General features: G+C 63.0%; 20 protein-coding genes. 19 read left to right on the plus strand and 1 reads right to left on the minus strand.

Features of this window, described 5'->3' with window-relative positions; translation table 11 throughout:
- Positions 1-73 precede the first annotated feature (73 nt).
- From hutI to hutU, 3 genes are read left to right on the plus strand one after another with little or no spacing between them, the layout of a single operon-like run.
- On the plus strand, positions 74-1,288 hold the full coding sequence (gene hutI, locus ACSQ84_RS02500; RefSeq protein WP_436210061.1) for an imidazolonepropionase: 1,215 nt from the start codon (positions 74-76) through the stop codon (positions 1,286-1,288).
- Complete coding sequence (hutH, locus tag ACSQ84_RS02505; protein WP_436210062.1) at positions 1,285-2,862, plus strand: histidine ammonia-lyase; 1,578 nt, start codon at positions 1,285-1,287, stop codon at positions 2,860-2,862. Before hutI ends, hutH begins: the two co-directional genes overlap by 4 nt.
- Positions 2,859-4,529 carry a urocanate hydratase gene (hutU, locus tag ACSQ84_RS02510; RefSeq protein ID WP_436210063.1) on the plus strand — a complete coding sequence of 557 codons (1,671 nt, stop codon included), beginning with the start codon at positions 2,859-2,861 and terminating at the stop codon, positions 4,527-4,529. The genes hutH and hutU overlap by 4 nt, the downstream gene beginning before the upstream one ends.
- Positions 4,530-4,581: 52 nt before the next feature.
- On the opposite strand, the gene ACSQ84_RS02515 is transcribed toward hutU, so the two are convergent.
- Positions 4,582-4,725, minus strand: a complete 144-nt coding sequence (locus tag ACSQ84_RS02515) for a hypothetical protein (protein ID WP_436210064.1) — start codon at positions 4,723-4,725, stop codon at positions 4,582-4,584.
- 222 nt (positions 4,726-4,947) lie between these two features.
- Between ACSQ84_RS02515 and ACSQ84_RS02520 the strand changes: the two genes are divergently transcribed.
- The 16 genes from ACSQ84_RS02520 (at position 4,948) to ACSQ84_RS02595 (ending at position 24,468) form a co-directional block, all read left to right on the plus strand.
- Positions 4,948-5,670: a FadR/GntR family transcriptional regulator gene (locus ACSQ84_RS02520; protein WP_436210065.1), complete on the plus strand. Its 723-nt coding sequence runs from the start codon at positions 4,948-4,950 to the stop codon at positions 5,668-5,670.
- Positions 5,671-5,689: 19 nt separating this feature from the next.
- The gene (locus ACSQ84_RS02525) at positions 5,690-6,622 is read left to right on the plus strand and encodes a dihydrodipicolinate synthase family protein (protein ID WP_436210066.1); all 933 of its coding nucleotides are present in this window, start codon (positions 5,690-5,692) and stop codon (positions 6,620-6,622) included.
- A 39-nt stretch (positions 6,623-6,661) separates the two neighbouring features.
- A complete protein-coding gene (locus ACSQ84_RS02530; RefSeq protein ID WP_436210067.1) occupies positions 6,662-7,591 on the plus strand; it encodes a Gfo/Idh/MocA family protein in 930 nt (309 codons plus the stop codon).
- Entirely contained in the window at positions 7,588-8,682 is a 1,095-nt protein-coding gene (locus ACSQ84_RS02535; protein ID WP_436210068.1) for an aldose epimerase family protein, read from the plus strand. The genes ACSQ84_RS02530 and ACSQ84_RS02535 overlap by 4 nt, the downstream gene beginning before the upstream one ends.
- A 26-nt stretch (positions 8,683-8,708) precedes the next feature.
- Positions 8,709-9,596 (plus strand): SMP-30/gluconolactonase/LRE family protein, encoded by an 888-nt coding sequence (locus ACSQ84_RS02540; RefSeq protein WP_436210069.1) that lies wholly within the window; start codon positions 8,709-8,711, stop codon positions 9,594-9,596.
- Positions 9,597-9,881: 285 nt separating this feature from the next.
- Entirely contained in the window at positions 9,882-10,946 is a 1,065-nt protein-coding gene (chvE, locus tag ACSQ84_RS02545; protein ID WP_436210070.1) for a multiple monosaccharide ABC transporter substrate-binding protein, read from the plus strand.
- A gap of 104 nt (positions 10,947-11,050) precedes the next feature.
- Complete coding sequence (gene mmsA / locus ACSQ84_RS02550; RefSeq protein WP_436210071.1) at positions 11,051-12,640, plus strand: multiple monosaccharide ABC transporter ATP-binding protein; 1,590 nt, start codon at positions 11,051-11,053, stop codon at positions 12,638-12,640.
- Positions 12,637-13,827, plus strand: a complete 1,191-nt coding sequence (mmsB, locus tag ACSQ84_RS02555) for a multiple monosaccharide ABC transporter permease (protein ID WP_436210072.1) — start codon at positions 12,637-12,639, stop codon at positions 13,825-13,827. Before mmsA ends, mmsB begins: the two co-directional genes overlap by 4 nt.
- Positions 13,828-14,121: 294 nt before the next feature.
- Positions 14,122-15,684 carry an ABC transporter substrate-binding protein gene (locus ACSQ84_RS02560; RefSeq protein WP_436210073.1) on the plus strand — a complete coding sequence of 521 codons (1,563 nt, stop codon included), beginning with the start codon at positions 14,122-14,124 and terminating at the stop codon, positions 15,682-15,684.
- A 4-nt stretch (positions 15,685-15,688) separates the two neighbouring features.
- Positions 15,689-17,266, plus strand: coding sequence for a GMC family oxidoreductase (locus tag ACSQ84_RS02565; RefSeq protein ID WP_436210074.1), 1,578 nt, complete (start codon positions 15,689-15,691; stop codon positions 17,264-17,266).
- Between the two features lie 109 nt (positions 17,267-17,375).
- The gene (locus ACSQ84_RS02570) at positions 17,376-18,542 is read left to right on the plus strand and encodes a M20 family metallopeptidase (protein WP_436210075.1); all 1,167 of its coding nucleotides are present in this window, start codon (positions 17,376-17,378) and stop codon (positions 18,540-18,542) included.
- A gap of 274 nt (positions 18,543-18,816) precedes the next feature.
- Entirely contained in the window at positions 18,817-20,157 is a 1,341-nt protein-coding gene (locus ACSQ84_RS02575; protein WP_436210076.1) for an extracellular solute-binding protein, read from the plus strand.
- A gap of 152 nt (positions 20,158-20,309) precedes the next feature.
- Positions 20,310-21,233 (plus strand): ABC transporter permease subunit, encoded by a 924-nt coding sequence (locus tag ACSQ84_RS02580; protein WP_436211153.1) that lies wholly within the window; start codon positions 20,310-20,312, stop codon positions 21,231-21,233.
- A 4-nt stretch (positions 21,234-21,237) separates the two neighbouring features.
- Positions 21,238-22,158, plus strand: coding sequence for an ABC transporter permease subunit (locus ACSQ84_RS02585; RefSeq protein ID WP_436210077.1), 921 nt, complete (start codon positions 21,238-21,240; stop codon positions 22,156-22,158).
- A gap of 10 nt (positions 22,159-22,168) precedes the next feature.
- Positions 22,169-22,930 (plus strand): glycerophosphodiester phosphodiesterase family protein, encoded by a 762-nt coding sequence (locus ACSQ84_RS02590; RefSeq protein ID WP_436210078.1) that lies wholly within the window; start codon positions 22,169-22,171, stop codon positions 22,928-22,930.
- The gene (locus ACSQ84_RS02595; protein ID WP_436210079.1) at positions 22,927-24,468 is read left to right on the plus strand and encodes an alkaline phosphatase D family protein; all 1,542 of its coding nucleotides are present in this window, start codon (positions 22,927-22,929) and stop codon (positions 24,466-24,468) included. The genes ACSQ84_RS02590 and ACSQ84_RS02595 overlap by 4 nt, the downstream gene beginning before the upstream one ends.
- Positions 24,469-24,472: the final 4 nt, after the last annotated feature.

Raw genomic sequence — 24,472 nt, forward strand, 5'->3', positions numbered from 1 at the left:
GAACACCAACACGATAATATGTATAGACATATCGATATCCCCGTCAAGCTTCTGCCCTTGAGGGAAATGCTGCATGGCCGAGCGCTTCGATCGAATTTGGCAAAATGCCCGGCTCGCCACCGTTCGCGGGGATTTGGCCGGCCTCGGCGTGATCGAGCACGGCGTGATCGCGGCACGCGATGGCCGCATCGCCTTTGCAGGCAGCCGCCCCGATTTTCCATCTGACGCCGATGCGACCGAGCGGATCGATTGCGCGGGGCGGTGGATCACGCCCGGGCTGATCGATTGTCATACTCATCTGGTGTTCGGTGGAAATCGTGCGCACGAGTTCGAGCTGCGGCTGCAGGGCGCAAGCTACGAAGAGATCGCGCTCGCGGGTGGCGGCATCGTCTCGACGGTCGCCGCGACGCGGGCCTCCAGTGAGGCGGACCTCATTGCCGGCGCGCTGCCGCGGCTCGATGCGCTGATCGGCGAGGGCGTCACGACGGTCGAGATCAAATCCGGCTACGGGCTCAACACCGAAACCGAAATGCGACAGCTGTCAGCCGCGCGTGCGGTAGGCCGCAAGCGGTCGGTCAGCATCCGAACCACGTTTCTCGGCGCGCATGCACTGCCGCCGGAAGCCGATGGCGACAAGGATCGCTACATCGAGCTTGTTTGCCGCGAGATGCTGCCGGCGGTAGCGCAGGCCGGCGTTGCCGACGCCGTGGACGCCTTCATGGAAGGCATCGCTTTTTCGAGCGATCAAACGGCGCGGGTGTTTCGTGCGGCCAACGCACTGGGATTGCCGGTCAAACTGCATGCGGATCAGTTGTCGAACCTTGGCGGGGCGGCGCTTGCTGCGGAATTCTCTGCGCTGTCCGCCGATCATCTGGAGTACACCGATGAAGCCGGCGTCGCGGGGATGGCGCGGGCCGGCACGGTGGCTGTACTGTTGCCGGGTGCGTTCTATTTCATCCGCGAGACGACCAAGCCGCCGGTCGAACTGTTCCGCGCCCACGGCGTGCACATGGCGCTGGGGACCGACTGCAATCCCGGCAGTTCGCCGCTGACGTCGCTGTTGCTGGCCATGAATATGGGCGCGACGCTATTCAGGTTGAATGTTGCCGAATGCCTCGCCGGTGTGACGCGCGAAGGGGCGCGGGCGCTCGGCGTTCTCGGTGAGACCGGTACGCTCGAGGCCGGCAAATGGTGCGATCTCGCGATCTGGAATATCGAGCGGCCGGCCGAGCTCGTCTACCGGATGGGCTTCAACCCGTTGCATAGCCGGGTCTGGAGGGGGCGATGAGCGACCGCGTCGCATCCATTGTTGTTTCGCCCGGCAGAGTTAGTCTCGACGAACTGGCGCAAGTGGTTGCGGGTGCGGCCGTCGTGCTCGATCCATCGTTCTGGCCACGCGTCGAGGCGGCATCGGTCATTGTTGCGAAGGCCGCTGGGGCGGAAGCGCCGATCTATGGCATCAATACCGGGTTCGGAAAACTGGCGTCGAAACGAATTGCTCCGGACCAGACGACGCTGCTGCAGCGGAACCTGATTGTGTCGCATTGCTGTGGGGTAGGGACGCCGACGCCCGAGCCGATCGTGCGCCTGATGATGGCGCTGAAGATCGTCTCATTGGGCCGCGGCGCTTCGGGCGTCCGCCGCGACATCATCGAGCAACTGCAGGCCATGCTGGCCCGCGGCGTTTATCCGCTGGTGCCGCAACAGGGATCGGTCGGCGCGTCCGGCGACCTGGCGCCGCTGGCGCATATGACGGCCGTCATGATCGGCGAGGGGCAGGCGCTCATCGATGGCAAGGTCGTGCCGGGCCTTGATGCGCTCGCCGCCGCCGATCTCAAGCCGGTGACGCTCGGGCCGAAGGAAGGCCTCGCTTTGATCAACGGCACGCAATTTTCGACGGCCTATGCCATTTCCGGGCTGTTGCGGGCCCGCGGCCTGCTTTGCGCGACGCTGGTGACCGGCGCCTTGTCGGTCGATGCCGCGATGGCTTCGACGGCGCCGTTTCGCTCGGAGATCCAGCAATTGCGCGGGCATGCCGGGCAGATCGCAGCCGGCGCGGCGCTGATCGCGTTGCTGGAGGGCAGCGATATCAGGAACTCGCATCTGGAAGGCGACGAGCGCGTGCAGGATCCGTATTGCCTGCGCTGCCAGCCGCAAGTGGCCGGCGCCGCGCTTGATCTCCTGATGCAGGCCGCCCGGACGTTGACGATCGAGGCCAACGCGGTCACCGACAATCCGCTGGTATTGGTCGAGAGCGGAGAGATCGTCTCGGGTGGAAATTTTCACGCCGAGCCGGTCGCATTCGCCGCCGACCAGATTGCGCTGGCCTTGTCGGAGATCGGCGCGATCAGCGAACGCCGCATCGCCACGCTGGTCGATCCCGCATTGAATTTTGGGCTGCCGCCGTTCCTGACTCCCGAACCCGGCATCAACTCCGGCTTCATGATTGCCGAAGTGACGGCGGCCGCGCTCTATGCCGAGAACAAGCAGCGCGCCGCGGCATGCTCGATCGATTCGACGCCGACCAGCGCCAATCAGGAAGATCATGTCTCGATGGCCGCGCACGCCGCGCGGCGGCTGTCCGACATGGCGGACAATCTGGCGACCATTCTCGGCATCGAATTGCTGGTGGCAGCGCAAGGCATCGGGCTGCGCGCGCCACATACGACCAGCCCCGCGCTTGCCGCCGTCATTGCAACCTTGCGCGAGCAGGTGCCGGCGCTGGGTAATGATCGCTACATGGCCGACGACCTTGCCAAGGCGACGGCGCTGGTCACGGCCGGCACATTGCCATCAGCCGCGATGTCGGTACTCAACGATAACCCGTTTCCAATATTGGCCGAGAAAGGTCAGCTGTCATGAACCGCCGCCTGGACAACGACCGCATCATCCGATCGCCGCGCGGGCCCGAGATCAGTGCCAAGAGCTGGCTGACTGAAGCGCCGCTGCGCATGCTGATGAACAATCTCGATCCTGATGTTGCCGAACGGCCGAGCGAGCTCGTCGTCTATGGCGGCATTGGCCGCGCGGCCCGCGACTGGGACAGTTTCGACCGCATCGTTGCGTCACTGCGCAAGCTCGAAGGCGACCAGACACTGGTCGTCCAATCGGGTAAGCCGGTCGGAATTTTCCGCACCCATCCTGATGCGCCGCGCGTGCTGATCGCGAACTCCAACCTGGTGCCGCACTGGGCAACGCTCGATCACTTCAATGAGCTCGACAAGCAGGGCTTGATGATGTTCGGCCAGATGACGGCCGGGTCGTGGATTTACATCGGCAGCCAGGGCATCGTGCAGGGGACGTATGAAACGTTCGTCGAGGTGGGACGGCGGCATTACGGCGGCAGCCTCGCCGGCAAATGGATCCTCACGGCCGGTCTCGGCGGCATGGGCGGCGCCCAGCCGCTCGCCGCAACGATGGCCGGCGCATCGATGCTCGCGGTCGAATGCCAGCCGAGCCGCATCGAAATGCGGCTGCGCACCGGTTACCTCGACCGGCAGGCCAGCACGCTCGACGAGGCGCTCGCGATCATGGCGGAGGCGGCGCAGAGCAAAAAGCCGGTCTCGGTCGGGCTGCTCGGCAATGCCGCCGATATTTTTCCCGAGCTGGTGCGCCGCGGTGTGCGGCCCGACATTGTCACCGACCAGACCAGCGCGCACGATCCGATCAATGGTTACCTGCCAAAGGGCTGGACGCTCGCGGAGTGGGCGTCGAGGCGCGAGGCCGATCCGAAAGCAGTTGAAGCGGCAGCCAAGACCTCGATGGTCGGCCATGTCCAGGCGATGTTGGATTTTCATGCGCAGGGCATTCCCACGCTCGACTACGGCAACAATATCCGCCAGATGGCGAAGGACATGGGACTGAAAAATGCGTTCGATTTCCCTGGCTTCGTTCCGGCCTATATCCGGCCGCTGTTCTGCCGCGGCATCGGACCATTCCGGTGGGCGGCGCTATCGGGCGATCCCGAGGACATTTTCCGGACCGACGCCAAGGTCAAGGAACTGATGCCGGATGACAAGCATCTGCACAACTGGCTCGATATGGCCCGGGCACGGATCAAGTTTCAGGGGCTGCCGGCGCGGATCTGCTGGGTCGGTCTCGGCGACCGTCACCGGCTGGGCCTTGCGTTCAATGAAATGGTGGCGCGCGGCGAGTTGAAGGCCCCGATCGTGATCGGTCGCGATCATCTCGACAGCGGCTCGGTGGCGAGCCCGAACCGCGAAACCGAAGCGATGCGCGATGGCTCGGACGCGGTGTCCGACTGGCCGCTGCTCAATGCGCTACTTAACTGTGCCAGCGGAGCGACCTGGGTCTCGCTGCATCACGGCGGCGGCGTCGGCATCGGCTATTCCCAGCATGCCGGCATGGTGATTGTCGCCGACGGAACGCCGGAGGCTGCGCGCCGCATCGAGCGGGTGCTTTGGAATGACCCGGCGACTGGGGTCATGCGTCACGCCGATGCCGGCTATGAGAGCGCGATTGAATGTGCCCGGACCAACGGTCTCGATCTGCCAAGTTTAGCGTCGTAACCGAAACTGTCGGTTTACTAGGCACGATGCCCGCTTCCATGGTGAGCGTGGCCTAAAGCTCAATGTCGTTCGCCACGTGTTCGGCGAATCTCGTCTGCGGAAGCCGCTGCGCTTCGAAGCCGATTTCGGCGAGGCGCTGGCGGACCGCGGGTTCAGCCAGGATTTCGCGCAGCGATTCCGCCAGCTTTCCGACCACCTCCGGCGGCGTTCCCTGGGGCGAACATTCCGGTCCATGCGGGGAGATTTCTGAAATCGATTCCCTGCCCTGGAGAAAGTCATACTAATATGATAATAACCTATACAAGCCTCGAGCGTTGTGGCATGGGAGATCGCGCCAGCTCTGATCTTGCCCGAAGAGGCGGGACGGCCATCCGCAACACCAGGGAGCGAAACCAGCCATGACTCCACGAGACCCGCCATGAGGTCCGATCGGGTCGTGATTGCGCCGGGCCGTGGTCATTTCAGCCAGCTGGATGTGACCCGGACGATCGGGATCGACATCATCGTCGGACGCTATTCGGAAGGCGCCAGTTTGCCGCGCGATGCGGAGCTGACGGCCATGTTCGATGTCTCGCGCACGGTATTGCGTGAAAGCGTCAAGACGTTGTCCGCCAAGGGATTGCTTAGCTCCAAGGCAGGCGTCGGCACGCGGGTCAGGGAACGCTCGGCCTGGAACATGTTCGATCCCGACGTGCTCGGTTGGCACCTCGAAGCCGGGATCGACAAGCGGTTTCTTCGCGATCTTGGCGACATTCGCCTCGCCGTGGAGCCGTATGCTGCAGGCCTTGCCGCCGTGCGCCGGGCGGATGATGCGATTGTTCTGCTGCGCGACAGCATCGCCAGGATGCGCAGCTTTGCTTCTGATTCAATTGAATTCGCCGACGCCGATCTTCGGTTGCATCTCGATATCGCGACGAGTTCGGCCAACGCTTTCATGCGATCGATCGGCGCCGTGATCGAGGCGGCGTTGCGCGCGTCGTTCCGGCTGAGCGCGCCGACCGAGGAGCGGGAGCGCGAGCTCACCATCGCCGCCCACGAACGAATTGTCGACGCAATCGCCGAGCGGAATGCCGAGGCGGCTTCCGCCGCGATGAGGGAAGTCATCTTCATCGGCCTGCGCCGCCACGGCGCGGCCGATTAAGCGAAAACGGAGAATGGTCATGGCAGGTTCCACCGTTCCACGGCCCTACAAGGGCGTGTTTCCGGTCGTGCCGACAGTGTTCGATGGCGACGGCCGACTCGATCTCGACGGTCAGAAACGTGCCGTCGATTGCATGATCGACGCCGGCTCGCAGGGGCTTTGCATCCTTGCCAACTTCTCCGAGCAGTTCGTGCTTGACGACGCCGAGCGGGACACAGTCCTCGACGCCGTGTTGAAGCACGTCGCGGGACGTGTCCCCGTCATCGTCACGACCACGCATTTTGCTTCGCACATCTGTGCTGAACGTTCGCGGCGGGCCCAGCAGGCGGGCGCCGCCATGGTGATGGTGATGCCGCCCTATCATGGCGCCACCATCCGGGTCGGGGAAAACGCCATCTACGAGTTTTTCCGCACCGTTTCGGATGCGATCTCGATTCCCATCATGATCCAGGATGCGCCGGTCGCCGGCACGCCGCTGTCGGCGGCCTTCCTCGCCCGCATGGCCCGCGAGCTTGAGAACATCGCCTATTTCAAGATCGAGACGCCGCAGGCCGCCGCCAAACTGCGCGAGTTGATCGCGCTCGGCGGCGCGGCGATCGAAGGCCCATGGGACGGCGAGGAGGCGATCACGCTGATGGCCGACCTCGATGCCGGAGCAACCGGCGCGATGACCGGCGGCGGTTATCCCGACGGCATCCGCAAGATTACCGATCCGTATTTCGCCGGCCGCCGCGCCGAGGCGGTTGCGGCCTATGAACGCTGGTTGCCGCTGATCAACTATGAAAACCGCCAGTGCGGCCTGATCGCATGCAAGGCGCTGATGAAGGAAGGCGGCGTGATCAGGCACGAGACCGTCCGTCTTCCGCTGCAGCCGCTGCATCCGGCCGTCCGGGCGGGCCTGATCGAAATCGCGCACGGGCTGAATCCGCTCGTGCTGCGCTGGGGCAAGTGAGCCGCCAAGATCGTTCCTCGAAGGTCGGGAAAAGCTGACGTGACCACCATTCGCATTGCCATCGTCGGCCTCGGTAAGATCGCCAGGGATCAGCATATCCCCGCGATATCTGGCACCGACGGTATCGAACTTGCAGCGATTGCCAGCCGCAACGCTTCCATCGATGGGATAGCGCATTTTGCGACGCTTGACGAATTGCTCGCCGCCAAGCCCGACATTGATGCCATTGCACTCTGCACGCCGCCCCAGGTGCGCCGCGCGCAGGCGGCGGCTGCGCTGAAGGCCGGCAAGCACGTGCTGCTCGAGAAGCCGCCGGGCGCCACCGTCAGTGAACTCGATCCCTTGGTCGCGGCCGCCCGGCAAACCGGGCGAACCTTGTTTGCGACCTGGCATTCCCGGTTTGCGCCGGCCGTCGAACCCGCGAGGAGTTTTCTCGCCGCCCGCCAGATCAAATCGATGGTCGTCGAATGGAAGGAGGATGTCAGGGTCTGGCATCCCGGCCAGGCGTGGATCTGGGAGCCGGGCGGACTTGGCGTGTTCGATCCCGGCATCAACGCGCTCTCGATCCTGACCCGCATCCTGCCGCGGCCGTTCTTTCTGACCGCGGCCGAGTTGTCCTTCCCGCGCAACCGCGCGGCGCCGATCGCGGCCGATCTCGCCTTTTCGGACGAGACGGGAATTCCGATCCGGGCCGAATTCGACTGGCGCCAGACCGGTCCGCAGACCTGGGATATCCGGGTCGAGACTGATATCGGGCGGTTGACGCTCTCTTCCGGCGGCAGCCATCTTTCTCACGATGGCCATATCCTGGTTGACGAGAAGCAGGCGGAGTACCGCGGCATCTATCGGCGTTTCGTCGAACTGATCGCGAGCGGCGCGTCCGATGTCGACCTGTCGCCGCTGGTCCATGTCGCCGATGCTTTCATGCTCGGCCGGCGCCGCGACGTCGAACCATTCATCGAGGTATGAAGGTGACGCAGTCAGGCCAAACGCATACGAAGGTCGTGCGCGAAATTTTCGGACACCTTCCGGACGGCACCGCGATTGAAGCGGTGCGGCTGCGCGGCGACAACGGCTTTGAGGTGTGCCTCATCACCTATGGCGCGGCGCTGCAGTCCATCTTCGTGCCAGATCGCGCCGGGCGCCTTGCCGATGTGGTCCTCGGCCGCGATGATCTTGCGGGCTATCTCGCGGTTCGGCGCTTCCTCGGCGCCACGGTCGGACGCTACGCCAACCGGATCGCGGGCGGCATGTTCGAACTGGATCGCGAGCGCTTTCAGTTGCCAACCAATGACGGCGTCAATGCCCTGCATGGCGGACTGTCAGGCTTCGATCGCAAACCATGGTCCATTACGGCGATCGGTGAAAATCCTGCGCCTTTCGTGACGCTGTCCTATGTCAGTGTGGACGGCGAGGAGGGCTATCCCGGCACGCTGAAAACCGACCTAACCTATCGCATTTCTGGTGGAACCGAGCTTTCGCTTGAATTCGCCGCGATGACCGACAAGCCGACCATCGTCAATCTCACCAACCACAGCTTTTTCAATCTCGCGGGCGTCGAGAACGATGGCGGCGTGCTCGATCATCATCTGACGATCGCGGCGGACACATATCTGCCGATCAGTGCCGCCGGCATTCCGCTCGGCGCACCCGATAAGGTCGATGCCACGCCGTTTGATTTTCGGAGATCCTGTCCTGTCGGCGCCCGCCTGCGCGACGCGAATGAACAGGTTCAGATCCGTCAGGGCTACGACCACAATTTCTGCCTGCGTGGCGGCGCCACCGCGGAGCCGCGCTGTGCCGCCCGCGTGGAAGACCCGAAGTCGGGCCGGGTGCTCGAACTCTGGACCAACCAGCCGGGCGCCCAGTTCTATTCCGGCAATTTTCTCGACGGCACCGTGACAGGAAAATATGGCCGCGTGCACCGGCAGTATGACGCACTCTGCCTGGAACCGCAGGTCTATCCCGACACACCAAACCGTCCGGACTTTCCGTCAGCGCGGATCGATCCCGGGCGGACCTATCGCCACGTCTCGCTTTATCGATTTTCCGCAAACTAAGAAGCAGATAGAACAGGGGAGACCGCGTGGAAGAAGTCGGCACCAGCATCCTGAGCGATTGGCATTGCCATCTCGGCGAGGGGTGCACCTATGATGCGGCGACCGATACCGCATGGTGGTTCGATATTCTCGAGCGCACCCTGTTTCAGGCCGACCTTGCATCCGGCGCGATCACCTCGCATGCGCTGCCGCTGATGGCCAGCGTGCTTGCGTTCATTGATGACCAGCGCCAATTGCTTGCGACCGAAAATGGCCTCTATGTCCGCGATATCGCCGATGGTCGCCTCACGCTTCATATGCCGCTCGAAGCGGACAATGCCGCAACCCGCTCCAACGACGGACGCGTCCATCCCTGCGGCGCGCTCTGGATCGGGACCATGGGCCGCAACGCAGAAAAGGGCGCCGGCGCGATCTATCGCTTTTACCGCGGCGAACTGCTTCGACTCTATGCCGGCGTGACCATCCCGAACGCGATCTGCTTTTCACCCGATGGTGCAACAGCCTATTTCACCGATAGCAGCAAGGGCGTGCTTTGCCGCGTCGCGATCGACCCGGCGAATGCGCTGCCCACCGGAAATCCCGAGACGCTCTATGATAACAGTGGCGGGCCAGGCAGCCTGGATGGTGCTGTGGTCGACGCCGAAGGGTTGATCTGGAACGCGCGCTGGGGCGGATCCTGCGTCGATGTCTACACCCCCTCGGGGAATCGGATTCGCACCATACGAGTTCCGGCGAAGCAGCCGAGTTGCCCGGTCTTTGTCGGCCGGAATTTCGTTTCGCTGCTGGTCACCACGGCCTGGGAGGGGATGGACGAGCCCGCCAGGGCTGCCGACCCGCATCATGGCCAAACCTTCGTTCTCGACGTCGGCGCACAAGGGCGGCCGGAACCTCGCATCAGGCTCGGTCCGACATGATGGATCGCTTCACAAGATGGCGCACGAGAGCTGCATGTACTTGCGGAACCACAACGTGTGACCGATCATCCGTTCGGGTCTCTGCGATAGCGTTTTCCAGCGAAGTGGAGCCGGTTCGCGTCAAGAAAACGCGTCAAAATAAGGAATCCAGAGCCCCGTTTCGATTCAATCGAAACGGAAAAGGCTCTAACCTGATGGTCCCCAACGATGCGCCGATACCTTACCGGCGCCAATAGCAAACCGCTGATAACGCGGCGACTAATGCTCAACATCTGGGAGTGAAACATGAAGCTACTCAAATCTGCTCTATCGGCCATCCTGCTCGGCGCGGTCGCCCTTGCCGAACCCGCGCTCGCGCAAACCAAGCCCACTGTCGGCATCGCCATGCCCACCAAGGCTTCGGCGCGCTGGATCGATGACGGCAACAACATCGTCAAGGTGCTGAAGGAGCGCGGTTACAATACCGACCTGCAATACGCCGAAGACGATATTCCAAACCAGCTCTCGCAGATCGAGAACATGGTGACCAAGGGCGCCAAGGTGCTGGTGATCGCTTCGATCGACGGCACCACCCTGTCCGACGTGCTCAAGCAGGCCAAGGACAAGGGCATCACCGTGATCGCCTATGACCGGCTGATCCGCGACACGCCCAACGTCGACTATTATGCGACGTTCGACAATTTTCAGGTCGGCGTGCAGCAGGCGCAGTCGATCGAGCAGGGACTGAAGCTGAAGGAAGGCAAGGGCCCGTTCAACATCGAGCTGTTCGGCGGCTCACCCGACGACAACAACGCCTATTTCTTCTACAACGGCGCGATGTCGGTGCTGCAGCCCTATATCGACAGCGGCAAGCTCGTGGTCGTGAGCAAGCAGATGGGCATGGACAAGGTTTCGACGCTGCGCTGGGACGGCGCCACGGCACAGGCCCGGATGGATAACCTGCTCAGCGCATTCTACACCACCAAGCGGCTCGATGCCGTGCTTTCACCCTATGACGGCCTTTCGATCGGCATCCTGTCGTCGCTCAAGGGCGTCGGCTACGGCAGCGGCAACATGCCGATGCCGATCGTGAGCGGTCAGGACGCCGAAGTGCCTTCGATCAAATCGATGCTGCGCGGCGAGCAATACTCCACGATCTTCAAGGACACCCGCGATCTTGCCAAGGTCACCGCCGACATGGTGGACGCGGCGTTGAGCGGCAAGACCGTACCTGTCAACGACACCACCACCTACAAGAACGGCGTGAAGGTGGTGCCGTCCTATCTGCTCAAGCCGGTTGTCGTCGACAAGACCAATTGGGAGAAGGTCCTGATCGACGGCGGCTATTACAAGAAAGCGCAGATCAACTGAGGCGAGCTGTGACAAATCGGGTGGCCGGGGCAAAAGCGCGAAGCGCGTCTTCGTGTGGTATGCCCCGGCCATCCATGCTTTCCTGCATGTTCCAGGGTATCTGAATGGCCACACTGCTCGAAATGCGCGGTATCAGCAAAGCGTTCGCCGGCGTGAAAGCGCTGGACGATGTCAATTTCACGGTCAAACAAGGCGAGATCCACGCGCTGGTCGGCGAGAACGGCGCCGGCAAGTCGACCTTGATGAAGGTGCTGAGCGGCGTCTATCCCAAAGGCGACTATGACGGCAGCATCGTCTATGACGGCGAGGAGCGTCACTTCCGCGACATCAATGATTCCGAGGCGCTCGGCATCATCATCATCCATCAGGAGCTCGCGCTGATCCCGCTGCTCTCGATCGCGGAGAATATCTTCATTGCCGGCCCGCCGTCGCGGTTCGGCGTGATCGACCGCGACGCGGTCTACCGGCGGTCGCAGCAGCTGCTGGCAAAAGTGGGGCTCAATGAGGCGCCGGACACGCTGGTCACCGATATCGGTGTCGGCAAGCAGCAGCTGGTGGAGATCGCCAAGGCGCTGTCCAAGGAAGTGCGCCTTCTGATTCTCGACGAGCCGACCGCCAGCCTCAACGAAAGCGACAGCGCGGCGCTGCTGGATCTCCTGCTCGAGTTCCGCTCCCATGGCATGTCCGCGGTCCTGATCTCGCACAAGCTCAACGAGGTGGCCCGCGTCGCCGACCGCATTACAGTGCTGCGCGATGGTCGTACCGTCGATACGCTGGATTGTGAGGCCGGCGCGGTCGAGGAGGATCGCATCATTCGCAAGATGGTGGACCGCGATCTCGAGCATCGCTTCCCGAAGCGCGAGCCTGACATCGGCGAGGTGGTGTTCAAGGTCGAGAACTGGTCGGTCTATCATCCCCAGCATGCCGATCGGCAAGTCATCAAGAATGTCGACTTCCAGGTTCGCCGCGGCGAGATCGTCGGCATCGCCGGTTTGATGGGTGCCGGCCGCACCGAATTCGCCATGAGCCTGTTCGGCCGTTCCTGGGGTCGCCACATCACGGGCCGCGCCCTGCTGCACGGTCGCGAGATCGACCTCTCGAACGTCAGCCGTGCCATTGACGCGGGGCTCGCCTACGTCACCGAGGACCGCAAGCAGCTCGGGTTGCTGCTTGCCGAAGACGTGCGCAAGAACATCACGCTTGCCAACCTTGGCAGTGTTTCGGCCGGCCGCGTCATCGACGACATCAGGGAGTTGCAGGTGGCGAGCGATTATCGCAACCGCATGCGCATCCGGTGTTCCGATGTCTATCAGACTTCCGGCAACCTGTCGGGGGGCAACCAGCAGAAGGTGGTGCTGTCGAAATGGCTGTTCACCGACCCGGAAATCCTGATCTTGGACGAGCCGACCCGCGGGATCGACATCGGCGCCAAATACGAGATCTATTGCATCATCAACGAGCTGGCCGATGCCGGCAAGGCGGTCATCGTGATCTCGTCGGAAATGCCGGAACTGCTCGGGATCTGTGACCGCATCTGCGTCATGAACGGAGGGGCCTTTGTCGGCGAGTTCGACCGGGCCGAGGCGACGCAGGAGAAGATCATGCGGGTCATTGTCCGCAAGGGCGAAAAGCTGGTCGACAGGGACCTGGAAAGAAAGCTGGAAGAGAAGCTATTGGGAGAGGCGCATCCATGAGCGATAACACCGTGATGCTTCCCGAGGCGCGCAAGCATGGGAGCTTTCTCAAGGCCAATTTGCGCGAGTACGGCATGTTGCTGTCGCTGCTCGCGATCATGCTGTTCTTCGAGATCGTTACCGACGGCACGCTGCTGCGCCCACTCAACCTCACCAATCTGGTGCTGCAGAACAGCTATATCGTGATCATGGCGCTCGGCATGCTGCTGGTGATCGTCACCGGGCACATCGATCTTTCGGTCGGATCGGTCGCGGGCTTTATCGGCGCGATCGCCGCGGTGCTGATGGTACGCTACGGCGTGCATTTCATTCCAGCCGCGATCATCTGCCTGGCGCTCGGCGGGCTGATCGGTGCGGCGCAGGGGTACTGGGTTGCCTATTTCAAGATTCCGTCCTTTATCGTCACGCTGGCCGGCATGCTGGTGTTCAAGGGGCTGGCGCTGGCGGTGCTGCAGGGTCAATCGGTCGGCCCGTTTTCGCCGACCTTCCAGAAACTTTCCTCCGGCTTTATTCCGGAATTGTTTACCGGCGCCGGCTCGCTCAACCCCACCTCGCTCCTGATCGGCGCCGTGCTGGCGCTTGGTCTGATCTATGTCAGCGTCACAACCCGTGCCCGGCGCGCGAGCCATGGTGTCGAGGTCGAGCCGACCGCTTTCTTTGCGCTCAAGAACGCAGTCCTGTTCGGTGTGGTGATGTATTTTACCTATCTGATCGCCTCGCATCGCGGTCTCCCGAACGTGCTGGTGATCATGATCGCCCTGATCGCGCTCTATGGTTTCGTCACCGCGCGCACCACCATCGGGCGGCAGATCTATGCGGTCGGAGGCAATGAGAAGGCCGCAAAACTCTCAGGCATCAAGACCGAACGGCTGACCTTCTTCACCTTCGTCAACATGGGCGTGCTGGCGGCGCTCGCCGGCCTCGTGTTCGCCGCGCGCCTAAACACCGCTACACCAAAGGCCGGGGTCGGCTTCGAACTCGACGTCATCGCCGCCTGCTTCATCGGCGGCGCCTCGGCCTATGGCGGTGTCGGGCGGGTCGCGGGTGCGGTGATCGGCGCGCTGATCATGGGGGTGATGAACAATGGCATGTCGATCCTCGGCATCGGAATCGACTACCAGCAGGTGATCAAGGGCCTGGTGTTGCTGGGCGCGGTATGTCTTGACGTCTACAACCAGCGGCGCTGAGGCGCCGAGCGATCCAATTCCTCCATCAGATGGCTCCGGCGTCCGCGCGCTGCCGTAGTCGCCACGCGGATGCGTCTGCGACTCTTGATTCTCAAAGACGGCGTGCCGGCCCCAACGAACCCATCAAGGGTTGCCGCTTCCACAATCAGTGCCGCTAGGCAAATGCACGGCAGGTAGTCGTTGCGGCATGAGTGGCGCACCCCATACGGCATGGACATTGCTTGAACAGGAACCTGCTTGCGGGGCGCGTTTCTCCGCTTCCGAATCCTCTCAGCGCATCCCAAAAAGGCATCCATGTTCAAATTGAAGGCTTTCACTGCCGCTTTGTTTTCGCTCGCGTTCGGCGCGGCTCCGGCGATTACGCCGTCGCATGCCGCCGGCAACCTTGTCGCAGTGCTGGAGGCGGAAATCGCCACGCTCGATCCGCATTTCACGCCGGCCTATATCTCGCGGACCTTCGGATTCATGGTGTTCGACACCTTGTTCGCAAAGGATACCCAGGGCGAGATCAAGCCGCAGATGGTGCAGGACTGGAAGGTTTCGCCGGATGGCCTGATCTACACGTTCACGCTGCGCGACGGCCTGAAATGGCACGACGGCCAGCTGGTCACATCAGCCGATTGCGTCGCGTCGTTGCGGCGCTGGGGCCAGCGCAACGCGCTCGGTCGACGAATCTTCGCCATCACTGCGTCGCTCGAGCCTGTTGACGCCAAGACGTTCGTGCTGACGCTGAAGGAGCCCTCGGGCCTGGTGATCGACGCCCTTGGCAATCCCGTCAGCCCCGTCGCCTTCATGATGCCTGAGCGGGTGGCCAAGACGCCCGCCGATCAACGCATCACCGAAATCATCGGTTCTGGACCGTTCGTCTACAGCAAGGCCGACCACCGCACCGGCGATCGCATGACCTTAAAGAAATTCGCCGATTATGTGCCGCGCTCCGAACCCGCCGACTTCCTGGCCGGCGGCAAGCGCGTCAATGTCGACACGCTGGAAATTCGCGTCATTCCCGACGGTTCCACCGCTGCATCCGCGCTGCAGACCGGCGAGGTGGACTACATGCAGTACGCGCCGTTCGATCTTTTGCCGGTCCTCGAAAAGAACGCCCGGGTCAAGATCGTCAACTTCACCGGCGGCAACATGTTCGCTGGTGCCTACCGCCTCAACGCCGCGCAGAAGCCGTTCGACGATCCGGCGATCCGCCGCGTGCTATGGAAGCTGGTGGATCAGCGCGAGGTGATGGACGGGCTGGGCCTCGATGCCAAATACGCCACACCTTGCGCAACATTCTTCACCTGCGGCACCACTTATGACAACAAGGCCGGGACCGAGGCTGCCGCTAAACCGTCCATCGAGGCGGCGCGTGCGGCGCTCAAGGCGACGAAATATGCCGGTGAGCCGGTTATCGTGATGCAGGCCAGCGACCTCGAGGCGCCGCGCATTTCAGCGCAGGTTCTGGCAGAGAAGTTGAAGCAGGCCGGCTTCAACGTCGATCTGCAGGTGATGGATTGGGCCTCGGTGCTTGCCCGTCGCACCAAGAAAGAAGGCTGGAGCGTTTATGGCGTTCACGCCGGCGGCTTCGATCTGGCGTCGCCGCTGACCAACGTCATGGTCGCGTTCAACTGCGCCGACTTCACGGGCTGGCAGTGCGACCCGCGCATCACGCCGCTGCTGAATGCCTTTGCCAAGGCACCCGCCGAGGAGGACCGCAAGAAGATTGCCGCCGAGATCCAGACCGTGATGTACGATCAGGCGCCCGGCATCCCGTGGGGACAGTTCGCGCAGCCGGCCGCCTATCGCGCCAACCTGCGCGGTTTGATACCGTCAGCGATTCCGATTTTCTGGAACATCGAGAAGTAACGCCATGTATGACGTCATTGTGGTCGGCGGCGGCTCTGCCGGCGCTGCGGTCGCCGCCCGGCTCTCCGAGGATAGCACCAGGCATGTGCTGCTGCTCGAAGCTGGCCTCGACTGGCGGGCCGATGAGGCGCCCTGGGAGGTCAGGACCCCGAACCCGATTCCAATCATTCACCAGCGCGAATATCAGGAGAAATGGCAGTGGCCGAACCTGCTGACGCGCCGGGTGGCGGGGCAGGAGGCGCGCTTCTACTGGCGCGGCAAGGGCCTCGGCGGCAGTTCGATGATGAACGGCCAGATCGCCATCCGCGGTGTTGCGGATGCGTTCGACGAATGGGCGGCCGGCGGTTGCGCCGGCTGGTCTGCAAAGGAAGTAATGCCGCTGTTCTCGGTCATCGAGGATGATTTCGAGTTCGGCGACCGTGCCGGCCATGGCCGTGGCGGTCCGTTGCCGGTTTATCGCGCGCCGCTCGACAAGTGGGGCCCGATCGATCGCGGGCTCCGCGACGCCGCGCTGGCATCGGGATATCCGTGGTGTGCCGATCTCAACGGTCCGGACGGCGAGGGCGCCGCCTGCTATCCGATCAACAGCCGCGATAGCCGCCGCATCACCACCAATGAAGCCTATCTGGAGCCGGCCCGCGGCCGCGCCAATTTGGAAATCCGGGGTCACGCGCTGGTCGATCGCCTGTTGATGAGGGATGGCCGGGCCACCGGCGTACTGGTTCACATCGAGGGGCAGGGCAGCTTGGAAATCAGCGCGCGCGAGGTCGTGCTGTGCGCCGGCGCCATCCACAGCCCGGCGATATTGCTGCGTTCGGGCATCGGCCCCGCCGACGAATTGAAGGCCATGGGCATCGCGGTGGAGCGCGACCTGCCGGTCGGCAAGCACTTCTTCGACCATCCGCTGTTTCGCGCCACCATCAAGCTGCGCGAGGAATTTCAGCCGACGGATCCGGATACGCGTCATACCAATTGCTGCGTGACGTATTCGTCCGGGCTTGCGGAGGGCGGCAAGCGCGACATGATCCTGATCGCTTTCAACCACCGCGGCATCGGCAACCCCGGCGCCATCGGTGCCGGTCTGTTCAACGCTTACTCGCGCGGCCATTTGAAGCTGGCTTCGATCGACCCGTCGACCGACCCGATCGTCGAGGAAAACATGCTCGCCGATGACCGCGACTTGCTGCGCATGGTCGATGCGGTGAAGCGACTGGCCGTGCTCACCAGCCAGCCGGCGCTCAGGGACATCGCCGAGTGGATTCGCCTCATCGATACCGACCTGACGCTGCCGCAGGCGGCGGCACTGCCGAACGGGGAACTCGAAGCGCTGCTTCGTCGCGACACCGGCGACATCCAGCATGCCGCCGGTTCTTGCCGCATGGCGGGCTTCAAGGACGCCAATGGTGTGGTGAATCCGGATGGCACCGTGAAGGGCATCGCTGGGCTGCGCGTGGCGGACGCTTCGATCATGCCGTCCGATTGCCGCGCCAACACCCATTTCACCACGGTGGTGATTGGCGAGGCGATTGCACGCATGATGATGAAGACGGGCGTGTCGAACGCCGCCGCCATGGTGCTTTAGGAATTGGCTCTTTAGGGTTGGCGCTGTAATAAGCGGGAATAGCTCGCTCTCCCAAACGGGAGAGGCCGCCACTGCTGTGTCGTCGAAAGACCGTTACGAAGGAAATACCATGCCGGCCAGTACCGAAGCGCAGATCACCGAATGGATCGCGTCGCAAAAGCAAGACATGATCGATCTGTTGCGCGATGTCGTGAATATCGATTCCGGCTCTTACGACAAGCAGGGGGTCGATGCGGTGGGCGCACGATTCGAGCAGCATTTTGCCGCGCACGGCATCGAGGCGTGGCGCGAATCGCATGATGTGTTTGGCGATGCCGTCCACGCGTTGGTGACGAAGCCGGGCAGCAATGAAAAGCCTGTCTTGCTGATGGGTCATCGCGACACGGTGTTTCCCAAGGGCGAGGTGGCGCGCCGGCCATTCACCATCGATGGTATCAGGGCCTATGGGCCGGGCGTCGCCGACATGAAGGCCGGTCTGGTCATCAATGCATTTGTCGCCGCGGCATTCCAAAAATTCGGCGGCGCGCCGTGCCCGATCAAGCTGCTGCTCACCGCTGACGAGGAGATCGCCTCACCGTCGTCGCGCCCGGTGATCGAGCGCGAGGGCCGCGCTGCGCGTGCGGTGTACAATTCCGAGCCCGGCCGCCCGACCGGCAACGTCGTCACCAGCCGCAAGGGCGGCGTGTTCATGCGCTTCGAGATTGCCGGCAAGGCGGCGCATTCCGGCGGCAATTTTGCGGACGGCATCAGCGCGATCGGCGAACTCGCGCATAAGATCGTGCAGATCCATGCTTTGACCGATCTTGCGAAGGGCATCACCCTCAATGTCGGGCTGGTCGCCGGCGGCCAATCGGTCAACACCACCGCTCCGTACGCCGAGGGCCAGATCGACATGCGCTACATCGATCCCGCCGATCGTGCCACGACGCTGGCGGCGATCGGGACCATCATCGCCACGCCGACGGTGCCGGGCACGACGGCGAAGCTGTACGTCAATGGCGAATTCCTGCCGGTGGTGCAAAATGAAACGTCGAAAATCCTGTTCGATGTCTATCGCGGGGCGGCGAAGGATGCCGGCTTGCCCAACCTCGAAGGCGAATTCGCCGGCGGTTGTGCCGATTCCGGCTTCACCGCGAGTGTCGGCACCCCGACGATTTGCGGCGTCGGCCCGGTCGGCGGCAACGCCCATACCGCGCAGGAATATCTCGACCTCGACAGCATCGTCCCGCGCGCCCAGGCGCTCGCGCTGGCGATCCTCAGGACCGTCGTCGATTAATCTGCCTGATCGGACAGGCCAGGCTGGGTCTGCCGAACGACGTGTCGGCCGCGAATATTACGGCGACGTTAGCCCAAAGCGGGCGGCAAACAGTCTCGATTGTCGTGATTTTATTTTCCTGACTGAAGATCCAAGGGCGGGTGCTCGCGCCGCATTAAAAACGCGGCCCCGGCCCCCCTTTCATCATGGCGACACATATGTCATGATAGAAATACAAATGATCAGAGCCGGGCTCGAGGCACCGGCTCGGTGCGTCGCGGAGGGAGAAATCGCCATGAAGAGAATTGCATTCATCGCGGCTTTGTTCGGGGTTTTGGCGTTGGGCGCGCCGGCGCAGGCGGCGCGTGTCGAGGTGCAATGGTGGCACGCCATGAACGGCGTACTGGGCGAGCGGCTCAACGAACTGGTCGAGAAATTCAACGCATCGCAGGACAAATATACCGTCGTTGCGGTCGCCAAGGGCAATTATGACGAAGTGACCAATGGCGTGATCGCGGCCTATCGCGCCAAGCGGCCGCCCGAAATGGTGCAGATCGCCGAGCGCGGCTACATGACCATGCTGTTGTCGGGCGCCGTCGTGCCGGTGCAGGAACTCCTGGACCAGAAGGGCTACAAGATCGACTTCTCCGATTTCATCAAGCCGGTGGCGAGCTTCTGGAGCTACAAGGGGCGCATGTCGGCGATGCCGTTCAACTCCTCGACGCCGATCTTCTGGTACAACAAGGACCACTTCCAGAAGGCCGGCTTCGACAAGCCGGCCGACACCTGGCAGGAGCTGGAGAAGCAGCTCTACGCCATCAAGGCCAAGGGTGTCAGTGAGTGTGGCTCGGTGCTGCCGGGCGACTACTTCTGGAGCCTGCTGGAGAACTACAGCGCCATCAACAACCAGCCCTACGGGACGCTTGCCAACGGCTTCGACGGACTTGGCACCGAATTCGTCTACAACAAGACCAAGGTTGTCTCGCAGGTCGCACGTCTGAAAAAATGGCTCGACGATGGCGTCATGCAGATCGCCGGCCAGGGCTTTAGTCCGGAACAATTGTTCACCTCCGGACGCTGCTCGACCTTCGTCAATTCGACCGCGTCGCACGGCAATATCGAACGCAACGCCAAGATCAACTGGAGCGCCACCTTCCTGCCGCACGAGAGCGACATCAATCCGCCGCTCAACAGCACCATTGGCGGTGGCGCCATCTGGGTGATGAAGGGTCATACGTCGGAGCGTTACGACGCGGTCGCGGCCTTCCTCGATTTCGTCGCCCAAGCGGAGACCCAGGTGTGGTGGCATGGCGTGACCGGATACGTCCCGGCGACCAACAAAGCCTATGCGCTGGCGCGCGAGCGCGGCTATTATAAAGAGCATCCGACCCGCGAGATCGCGGTGCTGCAGCTCTCCCGCGGCACGCCCAACGACAATTCGCGTGGCTTCCGCTTTGGCAATTTCGTGCAGACGATGCTGGCACAGCGCAACGAGGTCGAGGCGGTGTTCACTGGCCAGAAGCAGCCGCAGCAGGCGATGGATGACGCCGTCAAGCGCGGCAACGAGATCCTGCGGCAGTTCGAGAAGCTCAATGCCGGAAAGGATACCGACCCGGACCGCGCTCCGACAAAATGACTGCAGGCTCGCCGATCGTGTGGCCGGAAACGCCGGCGCCCGGGCTGCAGGTGCCGCCATCGCCTGCCGGCCCGGCCACGGTGCGGCGGCAGTCGCACGGTGAAACTGCGGTCGGGCACGGTTCGGTGACGGGTCGGCCGAATGCGGCTCAGATGCGCCGACGCGGCCAGCCTGATCGGGAACCCGGACTGAAGCGAGCGAATTTTGGCCGCGGCGCCGGCTTGCCGACGCTATTGCTGCTGCCGCAGGTGTTGATCCTGGTGTTCTTCTTCTTCATCCCGTCGCTGCGGGCGCTGACGCAGTCCGTACTGCTCAGCGATCCGTTCGGCACCACCGTCCATTTCGTGTGGTTCGACAACTTCAAGGCGCTGTTCGCCAACGGCGAGTATCGCCAATCGGTCGTGACGACGGTCTGGTTCACGGTGGCGCAGAACGTGATTACTCTGGCAATTGCCGTCGTGCTGGCATTCGCCACCGACCGGGTGGTGCGCGGGCGTTCCGTCTACCGAACCCTCATCCTGCTGCCCTATGCGATCGCGCCCGCGATCGCCGGTATCCTGTGGGCGTTCTTGTTCAATCCGGTCGTGGGCCCGCTCGCACATATGTTGCACGCGCTCGGGATTTCCTGGGATCCCAACCGCAATCCGAACGATGCGCTGTGGCTCGTGATCATGGCGGCGTCATGGAAGCACATCTGCTACGACTACATCTTCCTGGTGGTCGGCCTGTTGGCGGTGCCGGTCTCGCTGATGGAAGCCGCCGCCGTCGACGGCGCCGGGCCGCTGCGGCGGTTCTTTCTGATTGCGCTGCCGATGCTCGGGCCAACGATCTTTTTTCTCGCCGTGATGAATTTTATCTACGGCTTCTTCGAAACCTTCGCGATCATCGATGCCGTCACCCATGGCGGGCCGGCCGGCGCCACCAACATCCTGGTCTACAAGGTCTTTGTCGATGGTTTCATCAACCTCGACCTCGGCTCCTCGGCGGCGCAGTCGGTGCTGTTGATGACGTTCGCGCTGATCTGCACGCTGCTGCAATTCCGCTATTTCGACCACAAGGTCAATTACGGGGTCTGACCGCATGGTGGAGCGCGCACCCATCCTCGATACGATCTGCCACGCGATCCTGATCGCCGGCGCGATGTTGGTGTGCGTGCCGCTGTACTTTGCGTTCGTCGCGGGCTCGCTGACGATCGCCGAGGTGCAGAAGGTGCCGCTGCCTTGGCTGCCGGGCGACCAGTTTTTTGCCAATCTGCAGACGGCCTGGGTCAAGGCCGATTTCGGCCGCACGTTCCTCAACTCCATTGTGGTGGCGCTCGGCATCACGGCCGGCAAGATCGCGGTATCGCTGCTGTCTGCTTTCGCCATCACCTATTTCCGCTTCCGTTACCGGATGCTGGCGTTCTGGCTGATCTTCATGTCGCTGATGCTGCCGATCGAGGTGCGGATCGTGCCGACGTTCGAGGCCGTGGCAAACGCTGCGCTGCCGCTGCAATGGCTCGCCGACATGCTGCATGTTGCCGATCTCTGGAAATGGATCAGCGGCCACGAGGTGACGGTCGCGCTGGAATGGAATATGGTCAATACCTATCCGGGGCTGATCCTGCCGCTGATCGCGTCCGCCACCGCAACCTTCCTGTTCCGTCAGTTCTTCCTTACCGTGCCGGACGAGTTGTGTGAGGCGGCAAGGCTCGACGGCGCATCGCCGCTGCGGTTCTTCTGGAGCATCCTGCTGCCGCTGTCGGTCTCGAACATCGTGGCGCTTGCGATCATCCTGTTCCTGTTCGGCTGGAACCAGTATTTGTGGCCGTTGCTGTTCACCACCGACAAGGACATGGCGACCGCCGTGATCGCGCTGAAGAATTTGATCCCGCGCTCCGACAGCGAGCCGGCCTGGAACATTGCCATGAGCGGCGCGCTGCTCGCGATGCTGCCGCCGACGCTGGTGATCCTGCTGTTGCAGCGCTGGTTCCTCAAAGGGCTGGTCGACAGCAGTAAATAGGGGACTCATCATGGTTTTCATCGCCGGACACCGCGGCGCCCGCGACCTTTGGCCGGAGAACAGTCTGCTTGGTTTTCGCAATCTGCGCGGACTTGGCGTCGACGCGGTCGAGTTCGATATTCACCAAAGCGTCGACGGTGGGCTGGTCGTCATCCACGATCCGCTGCTCGATCGCACCACGCATGACACCGGGCCGGTCGGCGTTCGTACGCTGAAACAATTGACCGCCACGCGCCTGCGCGAGGCCGGCGAAGAATGCGTGCCAACGCTCGACGCCGTGCTCGAATTGTTCAGCGAGTTGCCGCTCGAGCTTCACATCGAGATCAAGACCGACGCCTTCGGCAATCCCTATCCGGGAATCGAGCGGCGCCTGGTGGAAGCGGTGAAGCGGCGCGGGCTGGAGCGGCGCGCGGTGCTCACCTGCTTTGTCCCCGAAGTGATCATGGCAGTGCGGAGGCTGTGGCCGCAGGCGCGGGTGCTGGCCTCACTGGACCGGAGGTCGGCGGAGATGATGGGCGGCATTTCGCCGGCGCTCGACCATTTTGCTGCGATCCCCGACTGCATCGTGGCGATCGAGAAGTCGCTGCTGTCGCTGATGCTTCCGCTGGCGCTCAAGGTCCTCGGTCGCGAACGCCTTGGTGCCTGGGTGACAAATGAGCCGCAGGATATCGCTCACTGGCTCGCCCAGCCGGTGCGGCAGATCACCACGGACCGGCCCGATCTCGCCGTGAATATCAGGCGCGAACTGACGTCCGCGTCTGTGCCGTCATGAGCGGCGTCACGATCCCGCGCCGGCGATTCCTCGCCGGCTCGCTGGCCAGCGCCGCGATGGCCGCGCCCTTCGGGATCGTGCGCGGCGCGCCGGCGGCGTTCAACGAGGATCCGTACACGCTCGGCGTAGCGTCGGGCTGCCCACGTGAAACCAGCGTCATTCTGTGGACGCGGCTGGCGCCGCGACCGCTCGAGGAGGGCGGCATGCCGCCTGCGCCGGTTGAGGTCGAGTGGCAGGTTGCGGAGGATGAAAGATTTTCGCGCATCGCCGCGCGCGGTGTCGTGCGTGCGACCGCCGAGCTCGCGCATTCGGTGCATGCCGAGGCGAGCGGCCTGCGGCCAGACCGCATCTATTGGTACCGATTTCTCGCCGGTTCGGCCGTAAGCCCGGTCGGGCGCACCCGGACCGCATCGGCCGGGAGCAAGACCCGGTTCCGTTTTGCTTTCGCCTCCTGCCAGCAATACGAGCAGGGCTACTTCGCCGCGTATCGCGATATGGCCACGCGCGATCTCGATCTGGTCGTGCATCTCGGCGACTACATCTACGAAAAGTCCTGGGGCTCGCGCCACGTACGCCAGCACGGCGTCGGAATTCCGACCACGCTTGCCGAGTTCCGCAATCGCTACGCGTTGTACAAATCCGACGCCGACTTGCAGGCCGCGCATGCCGCGTTTCCGTGGCTTTCGATCTGGGACGACCACGAGGTGACAGACGACTACGCCAATGATCGTTCTTACACGATGCGCGATCCAGAGCTTTTCCTGAAAGTCCGCGCTGCCGCTTACCAAGCCTACTATGAACATATGCCGCTGCCGTCATCTGCACGCCCGCGGGGCCCGGATGCGACCATCTACGAGCATTACCGGTTCGGCGACATGCTGGACATTATGCTGCTCGACGACCGGCAGTACCGCTCGGCGCCCGCCTGCGTAAAAGGGGGGCGCCCGACCACGGTGCCGGACTGTCCGGAACGGACCGAGGAGGAACGCAGCATGCTTGGGCAACCGCAGGAGCAATGGCTCGACGCACGATTGCGCGACAGCCGCGGGCGCTGGACCGTCGTCGCGCAGCAGACTCTGTTGGCCGAGAGCAAGCGCAAGGGCGAGGAGGGTAATCGCTTCTGGATGGATGGCTGGGACGGCTACCCAAATGCCCGACGGCGCCTGCTCGATTCGATCGAGTCGCACAAATTGCGCAATCCGGTCGTCATCGGCGGCGACCGCCACGCCTATTTTGCCGCCGATCTCAAGCGCGATTTTAATCGGCCGCATGAAGCGACTATCGCGACCGAATTCGTCGGCACCTCGATCTCTTCCGAGGGACCGAGCGAGAGCAGCGTGGCCAAGGCGCTCGCCGACAACCCGGGCCTGGCCTATGCGCGGGGCGACAAGCGTGGCTATGCGACCGTAGAACTCGATGCGCGATCCTGCACCGTCGGTTTTGAAGCGCTTGACGACGTCAAGGACGTGAACAGCACCGTGCGCCGGCTCGCGACTTTCGTGGTCGAGGATGGTGCGCCCGGCGTGAAGGCGGCCTGATGCC

It is taken from the genome of Bradyrhizobium sp. LjRoot220, assembly GCF_964252915.1.
Taxonomy (GTDB): Bacteria; Pseudomonadota; Alphaproteobacteria; order Rhizobiales; family Xanthobacteraceae; genus Bradyrhizobium.

What these genes read in the sequence shown, in the direction of transcription:
- ACSQ84_RS02565 (WP_436210074.1), top strand. Translation starts at nt 15,689, where the DNA reads ATGTATGACGTCATTGTGGTCGGCGGCGGCTCTGCCGGCGCTGCGGTC.
- ACSQ84_RS02520 (WP_436210065.1), top strand. Translation starts at nt 4,948, where the DNA reads ATGAGGTCCGATCGGGTCGTGATTGCGCCGGGCCGTGGTCATTTCAGC.
- chvE (WP_436210070.1), top strand. Translation starts at nt 9,882, where the DNA reads ATGAAGCTACTCAAATCTGCTCTATCGGCCATCCTGCTCGGCGCGGTC.
- hutI (WP_436210061.1), top strand. Translation starts at nt 74, where the DNA reads ATGGCCGAGCGCTTCGATCGAATTTGGCAAAATGCCCGGCTCGCCACC.
- ACSQ84_RS02575 (WP_436210076.1), top strand. Translation starts at nt 18,817, where the DNA reads ATGAAGAGAATTGCATTCATCGCGGCTTTGTTCGGGGTTTTGGCGTTG.
- ACSQ84_RS02525 (WP_436210066.1), top strand. Translation starts at nt 5,690, where the DNA reads ATGGCAGGTTCCACCGTTCCACGGCCCTACAAGGGCGTGTTTCCGGTC.
- ACSQ84_RS02595 (WP_436210079.1), top strand. Translation starts at nt 22,927, where the DNA reads ATGAGCGGCGTCACGATCCCGCGCCGGCGATTCCTCGCCGGCTCGCTG.
- ACSQ84_RS02580 (WP_436211153.1), top strand. Translation starts at nt 20,310, where the DNA reads ATGCGCCGACGCGGCCAGCCTGATCGGGAACCCGGACTGAAGCGAGCG.
- ACSQ84_RS02585 (WP_436210077.1), top strand. Translation starts at nt 21,238, where the DNA reads ATGGTGGAGCGCGCACCCATCCTCGATACGATCTGCCACGCGATCCTG.
- ACSQ84_RS02590 (WP_436210078.1), top strand. Translation starts at nt 22,169, where the DNA reads ATGGTTTTCATCGCCGGACACCGCGGCGCCCGCGACCTTTGGCCGGAG.
- hutH (WP_436210062.1), top strand. Translation starts at nt 1,285, where the DNA reads ATGAGCGACCGCGTCGCATCCATTGTTGTTTCGCCCGGCAGAGTTAGT.
- ACSQ84_RS02560 (WP_436210073.1), top strand. Translation starts at nt 14,122, where the DNA reads ATGTTCAAATTGAAGGCTTTCACTGCCGCTTTGTTTTCGCTCGCGTTC.
- mmsB (WP_436210072.1), top strand. Translation starts at nt 12,637, where the DNA reads ATGAGCGATAACACCGTGATGCTTCCCGAGGCGCGCAAGCATGGGAGC.
- hutU (WP_436210063.1), top strand. Translation starts at nt 2,859, where the DNA reads ATGAACCGCCGCCTGGACAACGACCGCATCATCCGATCGCCGCGCGGG.
- mmsA (WP_436210071.1), top strand. Translation starts at nt 11,051, where the DNA reads ATGGCCACACTGCTCGAAATGCGCGGTATCAGCAAAGCGTTCGCCGGC.
- ACSQ84_RS02570 (WP_436210075.1), top strand. Translation starts at nt 17,376, where the DNA reads ATGCCGGCCAGTACCGAAGCGCAGATCACCGAATGGATCGCGTCGCAA.
- ACSQ84_RS02535 (WP_436210068.1), top strand. Translation starts at nt 7,588, where the DNA reads ATGAAGGTGACGCAGTCAGGCCAAACGCATACGAAGGTCGTGCGCGAA.